14 protein-coding genes are annotated in these 16737 nt (G+C 59.5%); 4 read left to right on the top strand and 10 right to left on the bottom strand.

Annotated features, from left to right (window positions below; genetic code table 11):
• Positions 1–20 precede the first annotated feature (20 nt).
• From CRP02_RS05995 to CRP02_RS06025, 7 genes are all read right to left on the bottom strand, one after another.
• Positions 21–1616, bottom strand: coding sequence for an ABC transporter substrate-binding protein (locus CRP02_RS05995; protein ID WP_097170547.1), 1596 nt, complete (start codon positions 1614–1616; stop codon positions 21–23).
• A 39-nt stretch (positions 1617–1655) separates the two neighbouring features.
• Positions 1656–2006 carry a DUF3088 domain-containing protein gene (locus CRP02_RS06000; protein ID WP_097170548.1) on the bottom strand — a complete coding sequence of 117 codons (351 nt, stop codon included), beginning with the start codon at positions 2004–2006 and terminating at the stop codon, positions 1656–1658.
• Between the two features lie 284 nt (positions 2007–2290).
• A complete protein-coding gene (locus tag CRP02_RS06005; protein ID WP_179783952.1) occupies positions 2291–3880 on the bottom strand; it encodes an ABC transporter substrate-binding protein in 1590 nt (529 codons plus the stop codon).
• 34 nt (positions 3881–3914) lie between these two features.
• Entirely contained in the window at positions 3915–5114 is a 1200-nt protein-coding gene (locus tag CRP02_RS06010; protein ID WP_097170550.1) for a M20 aminoacylase family protein, read from the bottom strand.
• 93 nt (positions 5115–5207) lie between these two features.
• Positions 5208–6377, bottom strand: a complete 1170-nt coding sequence (locus CRP02_RS06015) for an LLM class flavin-dependent oxidoreductase (protein WP_097170551.1) — start codon at positions 6375–6377, stop codon at positions 5208–5210.
• Positions 6368–7264 carry an NmrA family NAD(P)-binding protein gene (locus CRP02_RS06020; RefSeq protein WP_097170552.1) on the bottom strand — a complete coding sequence of 299 codons (897 nt, stop codon included), beginning with the start codon at positions 7262–7264 and terminating at the stop codon, positions 6368–6370. Before CRP02_RS06020 ends, CRP02_RS06015 begins: the two co-directional genes overlap by 10 nt.
• Positions 7265–7271: 7 nt before the next feature.
• Positions 7272–8327: an ABC transporter substrate-binding protein gene (locus tag CRP02_RS06025; protein WP_097170553.1), complete on the bottom strand. Its 1056-nt coding sequence runs from the start codon at positions 8325–8327 to the stop codon at positions 7272–7274.
• A gap of 359 nt (positions 8328–8686) precedes the next feature.
• Here CRP02_RS06025 and CRP02_RS06030 point away from each other — a divergent pair, with 359 nt between their 5' ends.
• Positions 8687–9994 (top strand): NtaA/DmoA family FMN-dependent monooxygenase, encoded by a 1308-nt coding sequence (locus CRP02_RS06030; protein WP_097100041.1) that lies wholly within the window; start codon positions 8687–8689, stop codon positions 9992–9994.
• A gap of 61 nt (positions 9995–10055) precedes the next feature.
• Here CRP02_RS06030 and CRP02_RS06035 read toward each other — a convergent pair whose 3' ends face one another.
• The gene (locus CRP02_RS06035) at positions 10056–11084 is read right to left on the bottom strand and encodes an LLM class flavin-dependent oxidoreductase (protein ID WP_097171263.1); all 1029 of its coding nucleotides are present in this window, start codon (positions 11082–11084) and stop codon (positions 10056–10058) included.
• A 385-nt stretch (positions 11085–11469) separates the two neighbouring features.
• Between CRP02_RS06035 and CRP02_RS06040 the strand changes: the two genes are divergently transcribed.
• The 3 genes from CRP02_RS06040 (at position 11470) to CRP02_RS06050 (ending at position 14929) form a co-directional block, all read left to right on the top strand.
• Positions 11470–12618: a mandelate racemase family protein gene (locus CRP02_RS06040; protein WP_080801404.1), complete on the top strand. Its 1149-nt coding sequence runs from the start codon at positions 11470–11472 to the stop codon at positions 12616–12618.
• A gap of 4 nt (positions 12619–12622) precedes the next feature.
• Positions 12623–13252 carry an SGNH/GDSL hydrolase family protein gene (locus tag CRP02_RS06045; RefSeq protein ID WP_097170554.1) on the top strand — a complete coding sequence of 210 codons (630 nt, stop codon included), beginning with the start codon at positions 12623–12625 and terminating at the stop codon, positions 13250–13252.
• A 78-nt stretch (positions 13253–13330) separates the two neighbouring features.
• A complete protein-coding gene (locus tag CRP02_RS06050) occupies positions 13331–14929 on the top strand; it encodes an ABC transporter substrate-binding protein (protein ID WP_097170555.1) in 1599 nt (532 codons plus the stop codon).
• 212 nt (positions 14930–15141) lie between these two features.
• On the opposite strand, the gene CRP02_RS06055 is transcribed toward CRP02_RS06050, so the two are convergent.
• Together CRP02_RS06055 and CRP02_RS06060 are read right to left on the bottom strand one after the other, a co-directional pair.
• Positions 15142–15900: an ABC transporter ATP-binding protein gene (locus CRP02_RS06055; RefSeq protein ID WP_003511153.1), complete on the bottom strand. Its 759-nt coding sequence runs from the start codon at positions 15898–15900 to the stop codon at positions 15142–15144.
• Positions 15900–16736: an ABC transporter ATP-binding protein gene (locus CRP02_RS06060; RefSeq protein ID WP_097170556.1), complete on the bottom strand. Its 837-nt coding sequence runs from the start codon at positions 16734–16736 to the stop codon at positions 15900–15902. Before CRP02_RS06060 ends, CRP02_RS06055 begins: the two co-directional genes overlap by 1 nt.
• Position 16737 lies beyond the last annotated feature (1 nt).

The following is a 16737-nucleotide window of genomic DNA, read 5'->3' on the forward strand; positions in this document are numbered from 1 at the left end:
AACGAGAGGTGAGGAGGCGCTTACGCCTCCTTCGTCACCCACGCTTTGGCGAGATTGCCGCTGAGACCCTCCGCCCCTGTCGCGTAATCCTTGATGCGGCCGCTGCCGACGACCGGCTGGATTGGCGAAACGAGATTGATGACGGGAAGATCCTTGGCGACGACGGCCTGAAACTCCTTGAAGAAGGCTGCGCGCTTTTCGATATCCGGCTCCACCGCGGCCGCTTCCAGCAGCCGGTCCACCTCCGGATTGGCGTAGTGGCTGGCATTTGAGAACGGCAGGCCGATCTTGAAGTTCTTGCTCCAGTAGACACGCTGCACGCCGGCCGTCGGATCGAAGGTATTGGAGAGGGATTCGACTGAAAGATCCCAGGCGCGATCGGTATAAACGACCTTCACATAGGTGCCGAAATCGAATTTCTGGATATCCGCCTCGATGCCGATCTTGGAAAGCGCCTGCGCTATGAAATCCGAATAGGTCTGAGGGTTGAACGGGTTGGTGGTGACCCTGAGCTTGAAGCGCTTGCCGCCATCCTTGCGCGGAAAGCCCGCCTCATCCAGCAGCTTTTCCGCCAGCGCGACGTCGAATTTGGCAAAACCGATATCCGGATTGTGGAACTTCGCAAGGCCGGGGCTGATCGGCGTGGGCGATGGCACGGCGTAACCGTAAAGCACGGTATCGATCAACGCCGGAATGTCGATCGCGTGAGCGATGGCCTGCCTCACCTTCAATTCCTTGAGATATTCGTTCTCAAGGTTGATGACGAGCTGGTTCTGCTGGCCGGCATAGGCGTAGATGCGGTCATCCACCTTCAGCGTCGGGATGGATTTCAGTCGTTCCAGATCGGCAAGCGCCACCGGGTTCGGGCCAATGTCGCCCTCTCCGGTTTCCAGCGCCGCCGCGCGAGCGCCCGCATCGTTGATGAGGCGAATGATGACGCGGTCGAGATAGGGGCCTGACGCGTCCCAGTAGTCGGCATTCTTTTCCAGAAGAATATGGCTGCCCGGCACCCATTCCTTCAGCACGAAGGGGCCGCTGCCGATGATCTGGGCGGGTTTTGGATTATCAGTCGGCTTGAAGGTCTCGAAGATGTGCTTTGGCACAACAGGCGATTCAGATGAGGCGAGCGCGGTTATCAATCCCGGCGCCGGCTTGGAAAGCTTCACCTTTGCGACCAGCGGATCGGAAGTATCGACGCTTTCAACATGCGAGAAAGTCGCCCGGCCGCGCGGATGGGCTTCCTTCAGCCGCAGGATCGAGAACTCCACATCTGCCGATGTCACCGGCTTGCCGTCATGGAACTTCGCATTCGGCTGCAGATGAAAGACATATTCCAGCCCGTCGGCGGAAACGCTCCATTCTTTGGCAAGGCTCGGCTTGGGCGAAAGTTCGTAATCGTACGTCAAAAGCCCGTCATAAATCTTCGAGCCGATGAACTGCGGACCACCCGCACTGGTATTGATTGCCACGAGCTGCGTCGGCTCGGGAAAATAGACGATCTTGAGCGTACCGCCCGAAACCGGCTCTTCAGCAGCAGCGAAAGAACCACCTGGAAGCGCCACGAAAGCGCCGGCAGCGAGTGCAATTTTATGAAACTGGCGTCTGGAAAAGGTCATGTCTGTCTCCGAAAAATCCGATGTGCTGGGTGGGGCATCTCAGTGCAGTTGCGGGAACCCGTGACGCTCGGCGAGGATTTGCAAAATGCGTTTCGTGTCCTGAATGAAGTGCGTGTCGCCTTTGGTGGTCGCATCGGCTGGTGCGTCGCCGATAAAGACGAACAGCGGCAACGACTGGTTTTCCTCACCCACGACGGCGATGACCGCTTCGCGCGGACGCTGAAAACCGACCCGGTGGATATCGATCCCGGCGGCAAGGTCCGGAAAGGCGGCAAGCAGGCCTTCGATCTGGTTACAATGCGGGCAGACGAACCGGACACCGGGGTGCTTGGGGTCTTCAAAACCGGGGGCAATCAAAAAAAGCGTATCCTTGGCCATGGCATCCATCATGTGCGGGTGAGATTTCATGGACACAGTGCAGGCAGAGAAATCAGAGGTCCAGAAAGCTATTCTTCCAGCAAAACGAAGAATTCCTTCGCCCTAAATTATTGAAGAAATTGATTTTTTTAGAGTTCCGATAACAGGCATCACCGTTCCTGCCGGCCTGTTCCAAAGGCAACGTTTTTCCCGAAAACGCCGTTATCGCGCGATAGTGGAAAAAGGCCGGAGGGCCTTTTTCAGCAATAAAAAACCCGGCAGAACTGCCGGGTTTTTCAATGCCATATGCAAAACGCTCACTCGTTCTTCCAGGCCGTCGACAGATCGCCATAGGCAATGTCGATGGTGGTGACGAGAGACTGCAGGCTGGTGTTGCGCAGAATGACGGTCGGCAGGGCGACGATAGAGAAATTCGGCAATTCGTCACCGGTGATTTTCTGGATATCGTGGAACTGCCCCGCCCGTTTCGTTTCATCCACTTCAATCGCGGCGGCGCGGAAAAGCTCATCCACCCTCGGATTGTTGTAGTGGGCGGCATTGACGTATGGCGCGGGTTTCTTGATGCCATCGGACCAGTAGAGCCGCTGCACGCCCGCTGTCGGATCAAACAACCGGCTGATGCCGTTCACCGTCAGGTCAAAACCGCGCTCCGTATAGACGCGCTTGATGAAGGTGGCGAGATCGCCTTCAACGATATCCACCTTCACGCCGAGCTTGCCAAAGGACGAGCGTAGATATTCGGAGGTTTTGCGGAAGACGTCGGAGGGCAGGAAGGCCAGCCGCAGCGAAAAACGCGTGCCATCCGCACCCCTCGGATACCCCGCCTTGTCCAGCAGCTCGTTCGCTTTGGCCAGATCGAAAGGATAGGTAAAGGGCTTCTCGTCATTATAGGCGGTGAAGACCGCTGGAATGTTCGAACCGGCGGGTTTCGCCGTGCCGAAGAAGATCGCGTCGTTGATGAAATTGCGGTCGATGGCATGGGCCAGCGCGTGCCGCACCTCCTTTTTCGCGAGGATCGGGTTCTCCAGATTGAACTCGAATACGGCGGCGTTATTGAGATAGGAGTCGGTATAGACCTCCACCGAAAGCTTGGGATTTTGCCGCAAACGCTCCAGATCGCTGTAGGAGACATCGGCGGTATAATCCGCCTCGCCCGTTTCCACCGAGATGGTGGTGGAGGCCGCGTCAGCGACGAACCGCGCCACGAAGCCATCGAGATAGGGAAGATCGGCCTGCCAGTAGTTCGGGTTCTTCTTGAGCTTCACATAACTGCCGCGTTTCCATTCCTCGAACACGAAGGGGCCGGTGCCAACGGGCGCGTTGCCGTTCGGGCTCTCATTGTAGTTTTCCGAAGCATAGGCATGGGCCGGCAAAATGGGCGTTTCGCCACCGGTCAACGCCCGCAGAAGATAGGGTGCCGGTTTGGAAAGCACCACTACCGCCGTCAGCGGATCGGGCGTTTCGATATCGGCAACATTGGCGAAAGTGATACGGCCGCGTGGGCCCACCTTCTTGAAGGCAAGCAGGGAAAATTTCACATCCTGTGCGGTGAAATCCTTGCCATCATGCCATTTGACGCCCTTGCGCAGCTTGAAGGTGTAGCGCAGCCCGTCGGCGGAGGTTTCCCAGCTTTCGGCGAGAACCGGATGCGGCTTGAACTCGCTGTCGAAGCGCACCAATCCTTCCAGGATCTTGGTGGAAATGGCGCGCGTGCGCGTATTGGAATCGGAAAGGGGCACAAGCGTCGTCGGCTCACCGAGACCCGCAAGGGTGACAATACCGCCCTTTTTCGGCGTTTCCGCCGCCAGCACCGGCAGGGATGGCAGCAGCATGGCCGCACCTAGCGCAGCACTCAAAAGCAATGTCTTACGTCTTGTAATATCCATGGATGTTTCCTCTTGCAGGCTTGTTTTCAAATTTTCAGGCAGGCTTCAGCCGGGTTTCGACCAGCCGGGCAAACAAGGTGGCGCCGACCGGCAGGATGGCATCGTCGACAATGAAACCGGGATTATGGGCAGGCACGGTGCCGGAATGACCGAGGGTGAAAAACGCACCGGGCGCATGTTTCAGGAGATCGGCGAAATCCTCGCTGCCCATGAAGCGGCTGGGCTCGGTGGAAACGCGCTCGTCTCCGAGAACTTCGCGCGCCACCCCGGCCACAATCTCCACCGACGCGTCGTCATTGGTCAGAACCGAGAATATGTCGCGAATATCCACCTCGGCGGTCAGGCCGTGAGCCGCGGCAATATGATCCGAGATGGTGCGGATACGGCCGCGGATCGTTTCGCGCACGCTGTCGGAGAAGGCCCGCACCGTGCCTGCAATCGAGGCCGTTTCGGGGATGACGTTATAGGCCGATCCCGCCTCGATGCGAGTGATCGACAAGACGGCTGGATCGGTCGGCGGCACATTGCGGCTGACGATGGTCTGCAAGGCCTGGATGAGTTCACCCGTCGCCGGCACCGGATCACGCGAGACATCCGGGTGAGCCGCATGCGCGCCCCTGCCCTTCAGCCGGATATCGAAGAAATCGGCGCCTGCCAGAATGGTGCCCGGCGAAACCTTCAGATGGTTGGGTGCTGCATGGGAGGAATTGTGCAACCCGTAAATTTCATCGACGGGGAAATCCTTGAATAACCCATCGGCGATCATGGCGCGTGCGCCACCCAGACCTTCCTCGGCGGGCTGGAAAATGAAAATCACCGTGCCGGCGAAATCACGGGTTTCCGCCAGATAGCGGGCGGTGCCAAGCAATATGGTGGTGTGCACATCATGCCCGCAGCCGTGGAACTTGCCGGGATAGACGGATGCATAAGGCAGCCCGGTTTCTTCCGGCATCGGCAGGGCATCCATATCCGCCCTCAACCCGATTGAACGGTTGCCGGCATGGCGGCCACGCAGCACGCCGACCACGCCGGTCTTGCCATAACCGCGATGCACCTCAATGCCCCAGGAGGTGAGTTTCTCGGCGACGATGCCGGAGGTGCGCACCTCTTCGAAACCGATTTCCGGATGCTGGTGCAGATCGTGGCGGATGGAGACGAGTTCGGGAACATAGGTCCCGATCCGGTCTATGACTTTCGGCGCGGGCGTTTTGACGGGATCGACGGCAATATTCACGGTATCTCCTCAGGGCAAAAAAGATCGTTCTCGCAATCTCTGTGATTGCGAAGTGCTCAGCTTCAGAACTGGAAATCTGAGGTGGGAGAGGCGTCAAAGCCTCAGGCCAGCCTCCTTCATCAAGGGCAGAATGCGCTCAGCGAAATATTCGAGATCTTCGCGGAAATCGTAGAAATTCAGCTGCACGCCATCGATGCCAGCCTTTTTCAAGCCGACAAGCTGCTCGACCACCTGCTCCGGCGAGCCGATTATTTCGATATTGCCGCCGAGATTGCGCCCCTGCTTGTGGCGCGCATCGCCGCGGCCACGCCAGGCATGGGCGTCGCTTTCGTAATTGTTGGTCGCAAAGGCACGGGTGCCGGGCTGCGGTTTTCCCGCCTCGATAGCGTCGGCATAGGCGATCGCTTGCTTCTCCGTGTCACGGCTGACGATGATCGGATTGATGAGCGTCTTCACCTGACGGCCATAGGCCCTGGCGCGGTTCTTGATGGTGGCGATATGATCGGGAAGCGTTTCCAGCGCGCTGTCGATATGCGCGCCGCCGGGCGAGGTAACGAAAACCAGATCGGAATGGCGCGCGGCGAAATCGATACCGGCCGGCGAGCCGGTCGCCGTCACCAGCGGCGGGCGGCCAAAGGCGGGCTTTGGCGTTATCCAGCCGTTGTTGATGGCCCAGGGGTTAAGCTTACCCTCATAGGAGAAGTTTTCGGTTTCACCCCACAGGCGGTGAAGCACATCGAACAACTCGCCCGCCATGTCGTAGCGCTTGTCATGGTCGATCCGCTGCCAGCCGAACATTTCATGCTCGATGGCGCGATGGCCGGTGACGATGTTGATGCCCCATCGTCCCCTGGCGATATGATCCAGCGTCGCGCCATATTTGGCGAGATGAAGCGGATGCAGTGGACCGTAAAGCACATGAATGGTGGAGATCAGAAGAATACTCTTCGTGACCGCCACCATGGCACCGAGTGCGATGAAACTGTCGAGCGAGGATTCGCCGTCATAACCGCCCTTGGGCAGCCATTGCGTGCGGCTGAAGGCGATTTCGAAACCAAGCTCCTCCGCGCGCTTCACCAGCTCCGCATTGTAGTCGAAGGTCCAGCTATTGCTGGTTGGCAGGGTGGAGAAGTTGATGTCCTGCAGATTGAGGAACAGCCCCAGCATCAGTGGCTGTTTCGCTGCGCGGCTGAGCGGGCTGTCTTCGAAATCAGTGGGGCTTTTCAGTTCGGGACCTTCAGGCAGTGAAACAGTCAGCGCCATGTCTTTTCTCCCTCGGAATGATTACCCTGCGGGGTGGTCGCTGCCAGCCGGGCGCGCAAATAGGCCTCCACACTGCGGGGCAGCCGACCGGTAATCTGCTCGATGTTGTCGTTGACGGAGGCCGCGAGGCCCTCGCGGATAAGTTGGCCGAATTCACCAATCGCTTTCTGTTCGAACGCTCCGATATGCGGCGGAAAAACGGAAGCGGAATGATGCGATATCCCCACGGGGCGATGCAGGATACGGGCCGCGATGCGGGCGATTTCCAGCGCCGTCAAGGCTTCACCGCCGGTTAGTACAAAGGCGCCGGAAACAGACGTGCTCGCAGTCAAGGCGTGAACCGCCACATCGGCTATATCGTCGGCATCAATGAAGGAAACGGCCGCATCGCCGAAACGGGCGGGCACATCCTCCCCCTTGCGTAGTGCTGCGACGACGAGTTCCAGCGCCACCTGCATCCAGGCATTCGGCCTTAGCACCGTATGCGCAATGCCGCTCCCGGACAGATGTTTTTCGACCTCGGCATGGGCAGCACCCGAGATGGAGCGTGCGGCATTGGCGATGGTCCAGTCGGAGCCGGATATTTTCGCGATCCGCGATACGCTGGCGGAGAGAGCGGCATCAATGACCGCCTTCTGGTCCGCCGCCAGCGTTTCACCGATTGGGGAAAGCAGGAACACCGTGTCTATTGCGCGTGAGGCCTCTTTCAGGCTGGCCGGATCGGAGAAATTACCCTCCGAAATATCCACCCTGTCGCCCCAGAGCTTGTGCGCGTCCTCACCCCGGCGGGTCAGCACCCTAACCTTCGCCTCTTTTTGCAAAAGGCGGCTGACGACGCGTTGGCCGAGCTTGCCGGTTGCACCCGTTACAAGAATGGTTGCTGTCATGACGCCCTCACTTCGCCGCAGCCGGTTGCAGTAAAGAAGGGGCGCGCGGATCGGCCCAGTCGCTCACATCGAAATCGTCAGGGATGAATTTCCATTCCAGCAGGAAATCCTTGAAGTGGCTGAGCGCATCCAGCTCCGCCGGATCGAGATCGAGCCTCAGGTTTCGGTACACATCCGCTCCGTTGGCGGCGAAAACCGCTTCCTCGCTGACGCCGATCTCGCGGGCGATGAAACGCACCGCTTCCGCCGGATTGTCATTCGCCCAGCCGGCAACCCGCTGTACCGTGGCCACGAGGTCGGCGACGAGATCGGGCCTTTCATCGGCAAAGGTGGCATCCACGGTCAAAGGACGTGGCGTGCCGTTATTGATGCGGATTTTCGGATCGGGGTGAAAGCCGGTCGACACGACGACCTGCGCGCCAATGAGATTGGCGACGGTGACGCCCTCCGCCCCTTTGACAAAAAACGCATCGATCTTTCCGCGATGCAGTGCCGCGATCTCCTCCCCATAGGGCAGCCGTCGGCGCAGGCCATGGAACCTGTCATCAGCCGGACCGAGCAGCACCGGCTCGGTTGCGGTGAGATCGACCAGCTCGACCTCCGCCACGGAAAGGCCGGAAACGGTCAGTGCCGACACGATGCCCTTGAGCGATGTCGCGCGCTGGAAGTCGATGGTTTCGTTCGGTCGTTTCGGCAGCCCGATGCGCCGGCCCTTCAGCTCGCCGCCCTTTGTTATCCCGCTGGCTGGCAGGGCTATGACCGCCTGAAACTCGTCGGTCCTGGTCAACCCGACAAGACGCGTCTGGCGTCCACCAGATTTTGCCCAGATAGGCGGAATATTGCCGCCCTGACGGAAGGACCAGTCCAGACGGTGATCGAAATGGCTCTGGCGAATGGCCGGATCCGCCGCATCGCGAATGGAGGAAACAGTAATGCCGTGGCCGGCGAAACTCTCCTCGATCCAGCCAAGCTGCACCGCGATGGAAAGCGGCGTTGGCGCCGGGCAGCGCGTGTACCAGACGGTTTCAGGGTGGGTTACCTTGCGAAGGGCCGCATCAGCCATGGCGTTCGTCCTCTCAATTGCGATCTCTACGACACGCTACACGCCATAAAATATTTTCTATAGATAAAGTGTACTATTTGAGAGGCCATTGAGGAAATTCGTTTCCATATCAGCATGGCTTCGTGCTTCCGGTAAAATATCTTTTCGGAAACGGCGTCACTCTCGAGCGATACTTCGGCGGAGAGTGGCACTCGATGTGAGCGTCTCCTTAAGAGCGTCGGCCATGGCTCGGAAGTTTTTCTTCTCCTGACAGCAAGGATTTTTAACTCGCGACCGGAACACCGGCTGTTACGCTTCCCCGCAATTGCGCCGGACCCGCAAGCCGGCAATCCAACAGACCTGAAAGAAAAAGTGGCAGCATGAGCACGAACAAACGCCGGCTCAATCTCAATGTCGGCATCAATACCACCGGATACCTCGCCAATGCCTGGAAATACAGGAGCGGAGACCGGCACGATATCAACGATATCGGCTATTACCGGCGACTGACGGAACTGGCTCACAAAGGCCGGTTCGACGCCGTTTTCCTTTCGGATCACCCGGCATTGCTGACCGACCCGACAAGCCGGCCGTTTCACACCATCGATCCGCTCATCCTTTCCACATCGCTTGCCGCACAGGTGCCGGACATCGGGTTCGTGGCGACGGTGTCCTCCACCTATAACTCGCCCTATAATTTTGCGAGACGAACGCAATCCATCGATATCGTCACGGGCGGTCGGTTGATCGTCAACATCGTCTCCTCCTTCAATCCGAACGTCGCCGCCAATTTCGGCAACGACCCGTTGCCGCCGCGCAATGAGCGATACGCCAAGGCCACGGAATTTCTCGATGTCGCGAAAAAGCTCTGGTCGAGCTGGGATCCGCGCCGCGAAGGCGAGGTGCCGGAAGGCCGCTTCTGGGATGCGGCGACGGCCGAGACCATCGATCACGAGGGGCAATATTTCCATGTCAAAGGCCCGCTCAACGTCCCTCGTGGACCGCAGGGGCACCCCGTCATCGCTCAGGCGGGCGCTTCCGAGGGCGGCATCGATCTGGCGGCACGTCATGGCGAGATTATCTATTGCAACATATTGTCCCGTCCCGCCGGCCAGGCCTTTGGCAAAAAGGTCCGTGACCGCGCAGTGTCTTTCGGCCGCGATCCCTCGGGCATCCGCATCGTTCCCGGCCTCGTCGTCATTCTCGGCGAGACGCGCGAGGAAGCGCTGCGCAAACACGAACTCTACAGCGGAACCGGCTCGGAAGACGGTCTTCTGGCACGCTTCGCTAAGGAAAACGGTATCGATCCCCGCGATTTCGATCCCGACGCGAAACTGGATGGCGAGCACTTCATTCCCGACCAGAACCGCCAATGGGCAGTAGGCATGGGGCTTGGCCTTTCCGAACTGCTGACCCATGAAAAGCTCACCGCCCGCGAGGCCGTGCGGCGCTCGGAGGGGCATCACCGGCTGCTGCTCGGCACAGCGGAAGAGGTGGCGGACGGTATCATCGATCTCTGGCAGGACGGAACGGTTGACGGCTACACGTTGCAGCCGCCCCGTGCCCCTGACGATATCGCCGAATTCGTCGAACAAGTCGTGCCGGTGCTGCAAGACCGCGGCGTTTATCCGCGCGAATACGAAGGCACGACCATACGCGAGAGATACGGCCTGCCTCAACCGGACTGACGCTGTTCCTCTCGTTCGCCATTCCCACGCTCGGCGCAGGAATGGCGACGTTGTGAACGCGCTATTGAGCTGTCGCCACTTTCAGAACCGGCCGCCCGCCGGAAAGCTGCGGCACGACGGACGCGAAATCCGTCACGATCTGGCGATAGTCTTCCGGCTGGAATTCATAGGGCAGTTCCAGACGGAATTCCAAGACATGCGGCAGAACGGGATCGCGCAACAGCTTCTCCAGAATTTCATCCGTCGTCCCTACAATATCAGGCAGAAAAAGCGTGCGGCGCGCACCATGCGGCGCATGCGTGCGCTTGTCGCGCTCGGCCGCAAACTCCGCATAACGGCGGCGTGTCGCCGGGCTGGCACTGTCTGTCGGTAAAATCACGCGGCCAAGGGCGACGCGCGGCTGGCGCTCATGCGCCCATTCCTGCCGAAAGCGGCTGACGAGGGCCGCCTGCGCCGTCAGAAAATCATCGGTATTTTCACCGCTGACGATATTGCCGGTCAGCAGATTGAATCCCGCCTTCCCCGCCCAGCGTGCGGAATTCTGCGATCCGCCGCCATACCACAGCCGGTCGGTCAACCCCTTGGCGAAGGGCCGAAGGCGCGGCACCTGCGCGCCCGCTGCATTGCCCGCCTCCGTTTCGCTGGACAGCGGTTCTGATCTCAAGGCCCTGGCGAGCTTCTCGGCACGGGCATGGCTGTAATCCGCATCGGGTGCCGTATCGACATAATCCGAAATCAGATGGGCGAAGGGCGGCGCACCGACGGAAACGCCGACATTCAACCGTCCGTGTGACAGCACATCCACGGTGGCGAGATCTTCCGCCAGCCTGAAAGGGTTTTCATAACCCAGTTGAATGACGGCGGTGCCGAGGCCAATCCGCTTGGTGCGCTGCGACGCCGCCGCGAGAAAGGTAGCGGCCGAGGACACGCCGCGTTCCAGATGGCGCTGGCGGACCCAGGCGCTATCATAACCCAGCGCCTCGCCGGCTTCGAAAAGCTGCAGAGTTTCCTCCAGCCCCTGCGCAGGATCATCATCGTGATAGTTGCCGGGAACCAGAAAAGCAAAATGCGAGATATGGGAAAGAGGCATGGTGTGCATCCGGGAATGTTTGTTGAGGCATGATGAAGCTCAGACAGCGCAGGTGCGGCCATCATCCAGTACCGCGCATACCCAAGCAGAATGCACGATGACCGGCATCGCTGGCGCGGCATGGTCTTTTATAGTCCCGGCGATTTTTGAAAGATCGTTGCGCGATTCAGTAGTCTACTAAAATTATAGATTAATCCTCGAGGGGCGGTCGCTTTATCTCCTCTCCATCCTTGTAAATACGCCGACATATCGAGCGCCGCGCGAATGTCCTTGATTTTCCTTCCCAACATGTAATACAGATTATCATATATGTTGACAAATAACGCATACATGTATGACATTGCAGCCACCACGAACGCTGCGATACCTGCATGAGGGAGGAATTATGATCATCACCGACGTCGAGGTCCGTGTTTTCCGCACGACGACCCGTCGGCACTCGGACAGTGCCGGTCACGCACATCCGGGTCCGGCGCATCAGGTGGAACAGGCCATGCTGACCATCCGCACGGAAGACGGACAGGAAGGCCATTCCTTCACAGCGCCGGAAATCGTTCGCCCGCATGTCATCGAAAAATTCGTCAAGAAGGTGCTGATCGGCGAGGATCATCGCGACCGGGAACGCCTTTGGCAGGACCTTGCTCACTGGCAACGCGGCTCGGCGGCGCAGCTGACGGACCGCACGCTGGCGGTGGTGGACTGCGCGCTCTGGGACCTTGCCGGCCGCAGCCTCGGACAACCTGTATACAAGTTGATCGGCGGTTATCGCGACAAGGTGCTCGCCTATGGCTCGATCATGTGCGGCGACGAGCTGGAAGGCGGCCTTGCAACGCCTGAAGACTATGGCCGGTTCGCCGAAACGCTGGTGAAGCGCGGTTACAAGGGCATCAAGCTTCACACCTGGATGCCGCCCGTCAGCTGGGCGCCGGATGTGAAGATGGACCTCAAAGCCTGCGCGGCCGTGCGCGAGGCGGTCGGGCCCGATATCCGCCTGATGATCGACGCCTTTCACTGGTATTCCCGCACCGATGCGCTGGCATTGGGACGTGGCCTTGAAAAGCTCGGCTTCGACTGGATCGAAGAGCCGATGGATGAGCAGTCGCTCTCCTCCTACAAGTGGCTCGCCGACAATCTCGATATTCCCGTCGTCGGCCCGGAAAGTGCTGCTGGCAAGCACTGGCACCGCGCAGAATGGATCAAGGCCGGCGCCTGCGATATTCTTCGCACCGGCGTCAACGATGTCGGCGGCATCACGCCGGCGCTCAAGACCATGCATCTGGCCGAAGCCTTCGGCATGGAATGCGAGGTGCATGGCAATACGGCCATGAACCTGCATGTGGTCGCCGCCACCAAGAATTGCCGCTGGTACGAGCGCGGCCTCCTGCATCCCTTCCTCGAATATGATGACGGCCACGACTATCTGAAGTCTTTGTCCGACCCGATGGACCGCGATGGCTTCGTTCACGTTCCCGACCGGCCGGGCCTTGGCGAGGATATCGATTTCGATTTCATCGACAACAACCGGGTGAGATAAGGCTATGAAAACCGTGCTCGCCTTTGGAGACAGCCTCACCTGGGGCGCAGACCCGGCAACGGGTCTCCGCCACCGGCCTGAGCATCGTTGGCCGGAGGTGCTGGAGGCCGAGCTTTCCGGAAAGGCGAAGGTTCATGCCGAAGGACTTGGCGGACGCACCACCTGTTATGACGACCATGCCGGCCCGGCCTGCCGCAATGGCGCGCGGGCGCTTGAAGTCGCGCTTTCGTGCCACATGCCGCTTGATCTCGTCATCGTCATGCTCGGCACCAACGACATCAAGCCGGTGCATGGCGGTCGCGCGGAAGCCGCTGTTTCGGGCATGCGGCGGCTGGCGCAAATCGTCGAGACCTTCATCTACAAGCCGCGAGATGCAGTGCCTAAGCTTCTGATCGTCGCGCCACCGCCCTGCGTCGCAGGCCCCGCTGGAGAACCGGCGGGCGGCCGCGATATCGGACAATCACTACGGCTTGCGCCGCTCTACCACAAACTCGCCGCCGAACTTGGACATCACTTCTTTGATGCCGGATCGGTCGCCAGCGCCTCGCCAGTGGATGGCGTGCATCTGGAAGCGCCGGCAACGGCCGCAATCGGCCGGGCGCTCGCCGCTCCGGTCAGAGACATTCTTGGCTGATCACACGAAGCCTGTGGAGGAACAGGCGCGCGGATCGAAACGTGGAAGGCCGTATGAACCGGCCGTATGGGAGGAAAAATGAGACATTTTCTTGCAACCGCAGCCCTCGGTGCACTGCTGATCGGCGCCATGCCGCTCAGCGTCTTTGCCGAAACGCCGAAGGACCAGCTCATCGTCGCCACGACCATGAGCAATATCCTGACCCTTGATCCAGCCGCCATTACCGGCCGCGAGACGGTGCAGGTTCTGAATAATATCTACGACACGCTGGTCGTGCTTTCGCCCAAAGATCGCAGCGTCCAGCCCCGCCTTGCCGAACGTTGGGAAATCGGCGAGGACCGGAAATCGATCCGCTTCCACCTGCGCGCCGACGCCAAGTTCGCGTCCGGTAACGCCGTGACGGCAAAGGACGTGGCATGGAGCCTGAAACGTTTGCTCGCCCGCAATCTGGCGCAATCGTCTTTCCTCAAAACGCGCGGTTTCAAGCTGGAGGATGCCGACAAGCTTTTCGTCGCTGAAAACGACCAGACCTTCGTGCTTAATATTCCGAAGCCTGATGATCCCAACCTGCTGCTGATGATCCTTGCACAGAATGGGCCCGGCTCGATCATCGACAGCCAGACGGCGCTTGCCAACGAAAAGGACGGCGATCTCGGTGGCGCGTGGCTGACGCTCAATTCGGCGGGCTCCGGCCCGTTCAAGCTGACCCAGTGGAAATCCAACGAATATATCATCCTCACCCGCAACGACGATTACTGGGGTGAAAAAGCCAAGATGAAGCGCGTCCTGATGCGCCATCTGCCGGAATCGCAATCGCAGCGGCTGATGCTGGAAAAGGGCGATATCGATGTCGCCTATTCCCTGCAGGCGCCGGACCTGAAGTCGCTCGAAGCCGACAAGACCATCGCCATCGAATCCACACCCGGCTCCGGTTTTTATTACCTCAGCGTTTCGATGAAGGACGAGCGCTTCGCGAACAAGAAAGTGCGCGAAGCCCTGCGTTACCTGATCGACTACGACGGTCTCGACAAGGCGGTCATGCCCTATTACGGCAAGCTGCATCAGCGCTCTCTCAGCACCGGTGTGATGGGCGCGCTGCCGGATCAGGGTTACAAGCTCGATATTGCAAAAGCCAAAGCGCTTCTGGCTGAAGCCGGTTATCCAAACGGTTTCAAGACGACGCTGCGCGTGCTTTCGGAAGACCCCTTCATGAAAGCGGCAACGGCCATCCAGAACACGCTGGCCCAGGCCGGCATCCAGGCCGAACTTATCAGCGGTTCCGGCGACCAGATTTACGGCGCCATGCGCGAGCGCAACTTCGAACTGCTTCTCGGCCGCGGCGGCGGCGGCCAGCAGCCGCATCCGGACAATAACCTGCGCTCCATCGCCTATAATCCGAACAATGCGGACGACGCCAAGCTCACCAACTATCAGAGCTGGCGCACGAGCTTCTTCGATGAAAAGCTGAACAAGATGATCGAAGAAGCCCTTGTCGAGCGCGACGTGGCGAAACAGACGAAGCTCTACGAGGACCTTCAGGCCTATATGGACGAGATTGTCATGTCCATTCAGCCATTCTCCGAAGTCGTCGACACCGCCGCTTTCCGCAGCGACATCAAGGGTATGATCGTTAGCCCCTGGCTCTCGCGCTTTGAAGAGGTTAGCAAGGAGCGGTGAGCGGCTGCCATATCTGCGAGTAGGAAAAGGCGCGGCTAACCCCGCGCCTTTTTGCTGGCAACAAGGCCCCATTCACCCAATGTGTTAGGCGCAATGTGAGCAGCCTAGGCGGAGTTGTCCAAAAAAATTGCCCGGCACTGAAGGCCGGGCAAGGAAGGAGGATTTTATTATTCGTGACGCCCCGGAGGAGGACGATCACGCGTTGGGAGGTGTCATGCGCCTTCATATTCCAGCGAGGCGCCGATCAGTTCGCGCGCATAGGGATGTGTCGCGCCATTGCCGGCGATGGCCTCACGCGGCAGGATTTCGGTGATTTCGCCGCGCAGCATCACGGCGAAGCGGTCGCACATGTGGTCGACCACGGCGAGATCGTGCGTCACCATGATATAGGTGAAGCCGCGCTCTTCGCGCAGGCGCTGCAACAGGTTGAGGATTTCGGCCTGCACCGAAACATCGAGCGCGGAGGTCGGCTCGTCGAGCAGAAGCAGCGACGGTTCAAGGATCAGCGCACGCGCAATCGCCACGCGTTGCCGCTGGCCGCCGGAAAGCTGATGCGGGAAGCGGTCCAGGAACGACACGGGAAGACCGACATCCGTAATCACCTTGCGCATGCGCTCTTCACGATCGCCCAGTTTATGGATGGCAAGCGATTCTCCGAGAACGGTGCGCACCGACTGGCGCGGATGCAGCGAACCATAGGGATCCTGAAACACCATCTGCAACGTGCGGCATCGCTCGATCAGCGGCATGTCGCGAACCGACTTTCCATTGATGAGGATTTCGCCGCTCCAGAAATCATTCAGCATCGACACGCAGCGCAACACTGTGGATTTGCCCGAACCGCTTTCACCGACCAGACCGAAACACTCGCCCGGCTCGACGCGAAAGGACACCGAAGGCAGCACTTTCAGCGCCGTGTGGCCGCTGCCGAAGGTGATGGAGAGATCGCGGGTTTCAACGGAAACGGCCATTATACTTTCTCCTCCAGCCATTCGGGGCGGCGATCCAGCACCGCAAGTGGCGCACGCGTGCCGCCGATCCGCGGCTGCGCCGCGAGCAGGCCGCGCGTGTAGGGGTGCTGCGCTTGATCGAGGTCGCGCGCGGCAAGCGTTTCCACCACCCGGCCGGCATACATGATGAGTACCCGGTCGCAGAAATTGCGCACGAGATTGAGGTCGTGGCTGATCATGATGAGACCGATGCCTCTATCCCGAACGAGGCCATCGAGAATATTCAGAACCTGCAGCCGTACCGTCACATCCAGCGCAGAGGTCGGCTCGTCGGCAATGACCAGATGGGGATCGGCAAGCAGCATCATCGCAATCATGACGCGCTGGCCCATGCCACCGGAAATCTCGTGCGGATATTGCTCGTAGACGCGCGCGGCGTCACGGATTTTCACCGCATCGAGCATGGCGAGCGCCTTTTCCCGGGCTTCCGATTTCGACGCCTTGAAATGGCGCAGATAGGTCTCCGTCACCTGATCGCCGACACGGCGGATGGGATTAAGGGAGAATTTTGGATCCTGAAGGATCATCGACATACGCCGTCCGCGAACCTTCAGCATATCCTTCTCACTGAGCGACAGAAGATCGAGACCATCAAAATCAAGCTTGTCGGCCGTTATGGTCGCCGATGGAAGGAGGCGCAGCAAAGCCCGGCCGACAGTGGACTTGCCCGAGCCGCTTTCGCCGACAATGCCGAGACGCTCCCGGCCAAGGGTGAAGGAGATGCCGCGCACGGCCTCGGTGGGCGAACCGCCATAACGGATGCGAAGATTTTCGACGTCGAGGATTGGTTTTTCCATG

It is taken from the genome of Rhizobium sp. AN5 (genome assembly GCF_900215255.1).
GTDB classification, from domain to species: Bacteria; Pseudomonadota; Alphaproteobacteria; order Rhizobiales; family Rhizobiaceae; genus Agrobacterium; species Agrobacterium tumefaciens.

Coding starts and splice junctions, on each gene's coding strand:
- CRP02_RS05995 (WP_097170547.1), bottom strand. CDS start 1,616: ATGACCTTTTCCAGACGCCAGTTTCATAAAATTGCACTCGCTGCCGGC.
- CRP02_RS06000 (WP_097170548.1), bottom strand. CDS start 2,006: ATGATGGATGCCATGGCCAAGGATACGCTTTTTTTGATTGCCCCCGGT.
- CRP02_RS06005 (WP_179783952.1), bottom strand. CDS start 3,880: ATGGATATTACAAGACGTAAGACATTGCTTTTGAGTGCTGCGCTAGGT.
- CRP02_RS06015 (WP_097170551.1), bottom strand. CDS start 6,377: ATGGCGCTGACTGTTTCACTGCCTGAAGGTCCCGAACTGAAAAGCCCC.
- CRP02_RS06020 (WP_097170552.1), bottom strand. CDS start 7,264: ATGACAGCAACCATTCTTGTAACGGGTGCAACCGGCAAGCTCGGCCAA.
- CRP02_RS06025 (WP_097170553.1), bottom strand. CDS start 8,327: ATGGCTGATGCGGCCCTTCGCAAGGTAACCCACCCTGAAACCGTCTGG.
- CRP02_RS06030 (WP_097100041.1), top strand. CDS start 8,687: ATGAGCACGAACAAACGCCGGCTCAATCTCAATGTCGGCATCAATACC.
- CRP02_RS06035 (WP_097171263.1), bottom strand. CDS start 11,084: ATGCCTCTTTCCCATATCTCGCATTTTGCTTTTCTGGTTCCCGGCAAC.
- CRP02_RS06040 (WP_080801404.1), top strand. CDS start 11,470: ATGATCATCACCGACGTCGAGGTCCGTGTTTTCCGCACGACGACCCGT.
- CRP02_RS06045 (WP_097170554.1), top strand. CDS start 12,623: ATGAAAACCGTGCTCGCCTTTGGAGACAGCCTCACCTGGGGCGCAGAC.
- CRP02_RS06050 (WP_097170555.1), top strand. CDS start 13,331: ATGAGACATTTTCTTGCAACCGCAGCCCTCGGTGCACTGCTGATCGGC.
- CRP02_RS06055 (WP_003511153.1), bottom strand. CDS start 15,900: ATGGCCGTTTCCGTTGAAACCCGCGATCTCTCCATCACCTTCGGCAGC.
- CRP02_RS06060 (WP_097170556.1), bottom strand. CDS start 16,736: ATGGAAAAACCAATCCTCGACGTCGAAAATCTTCGCATCCGTTATGGC.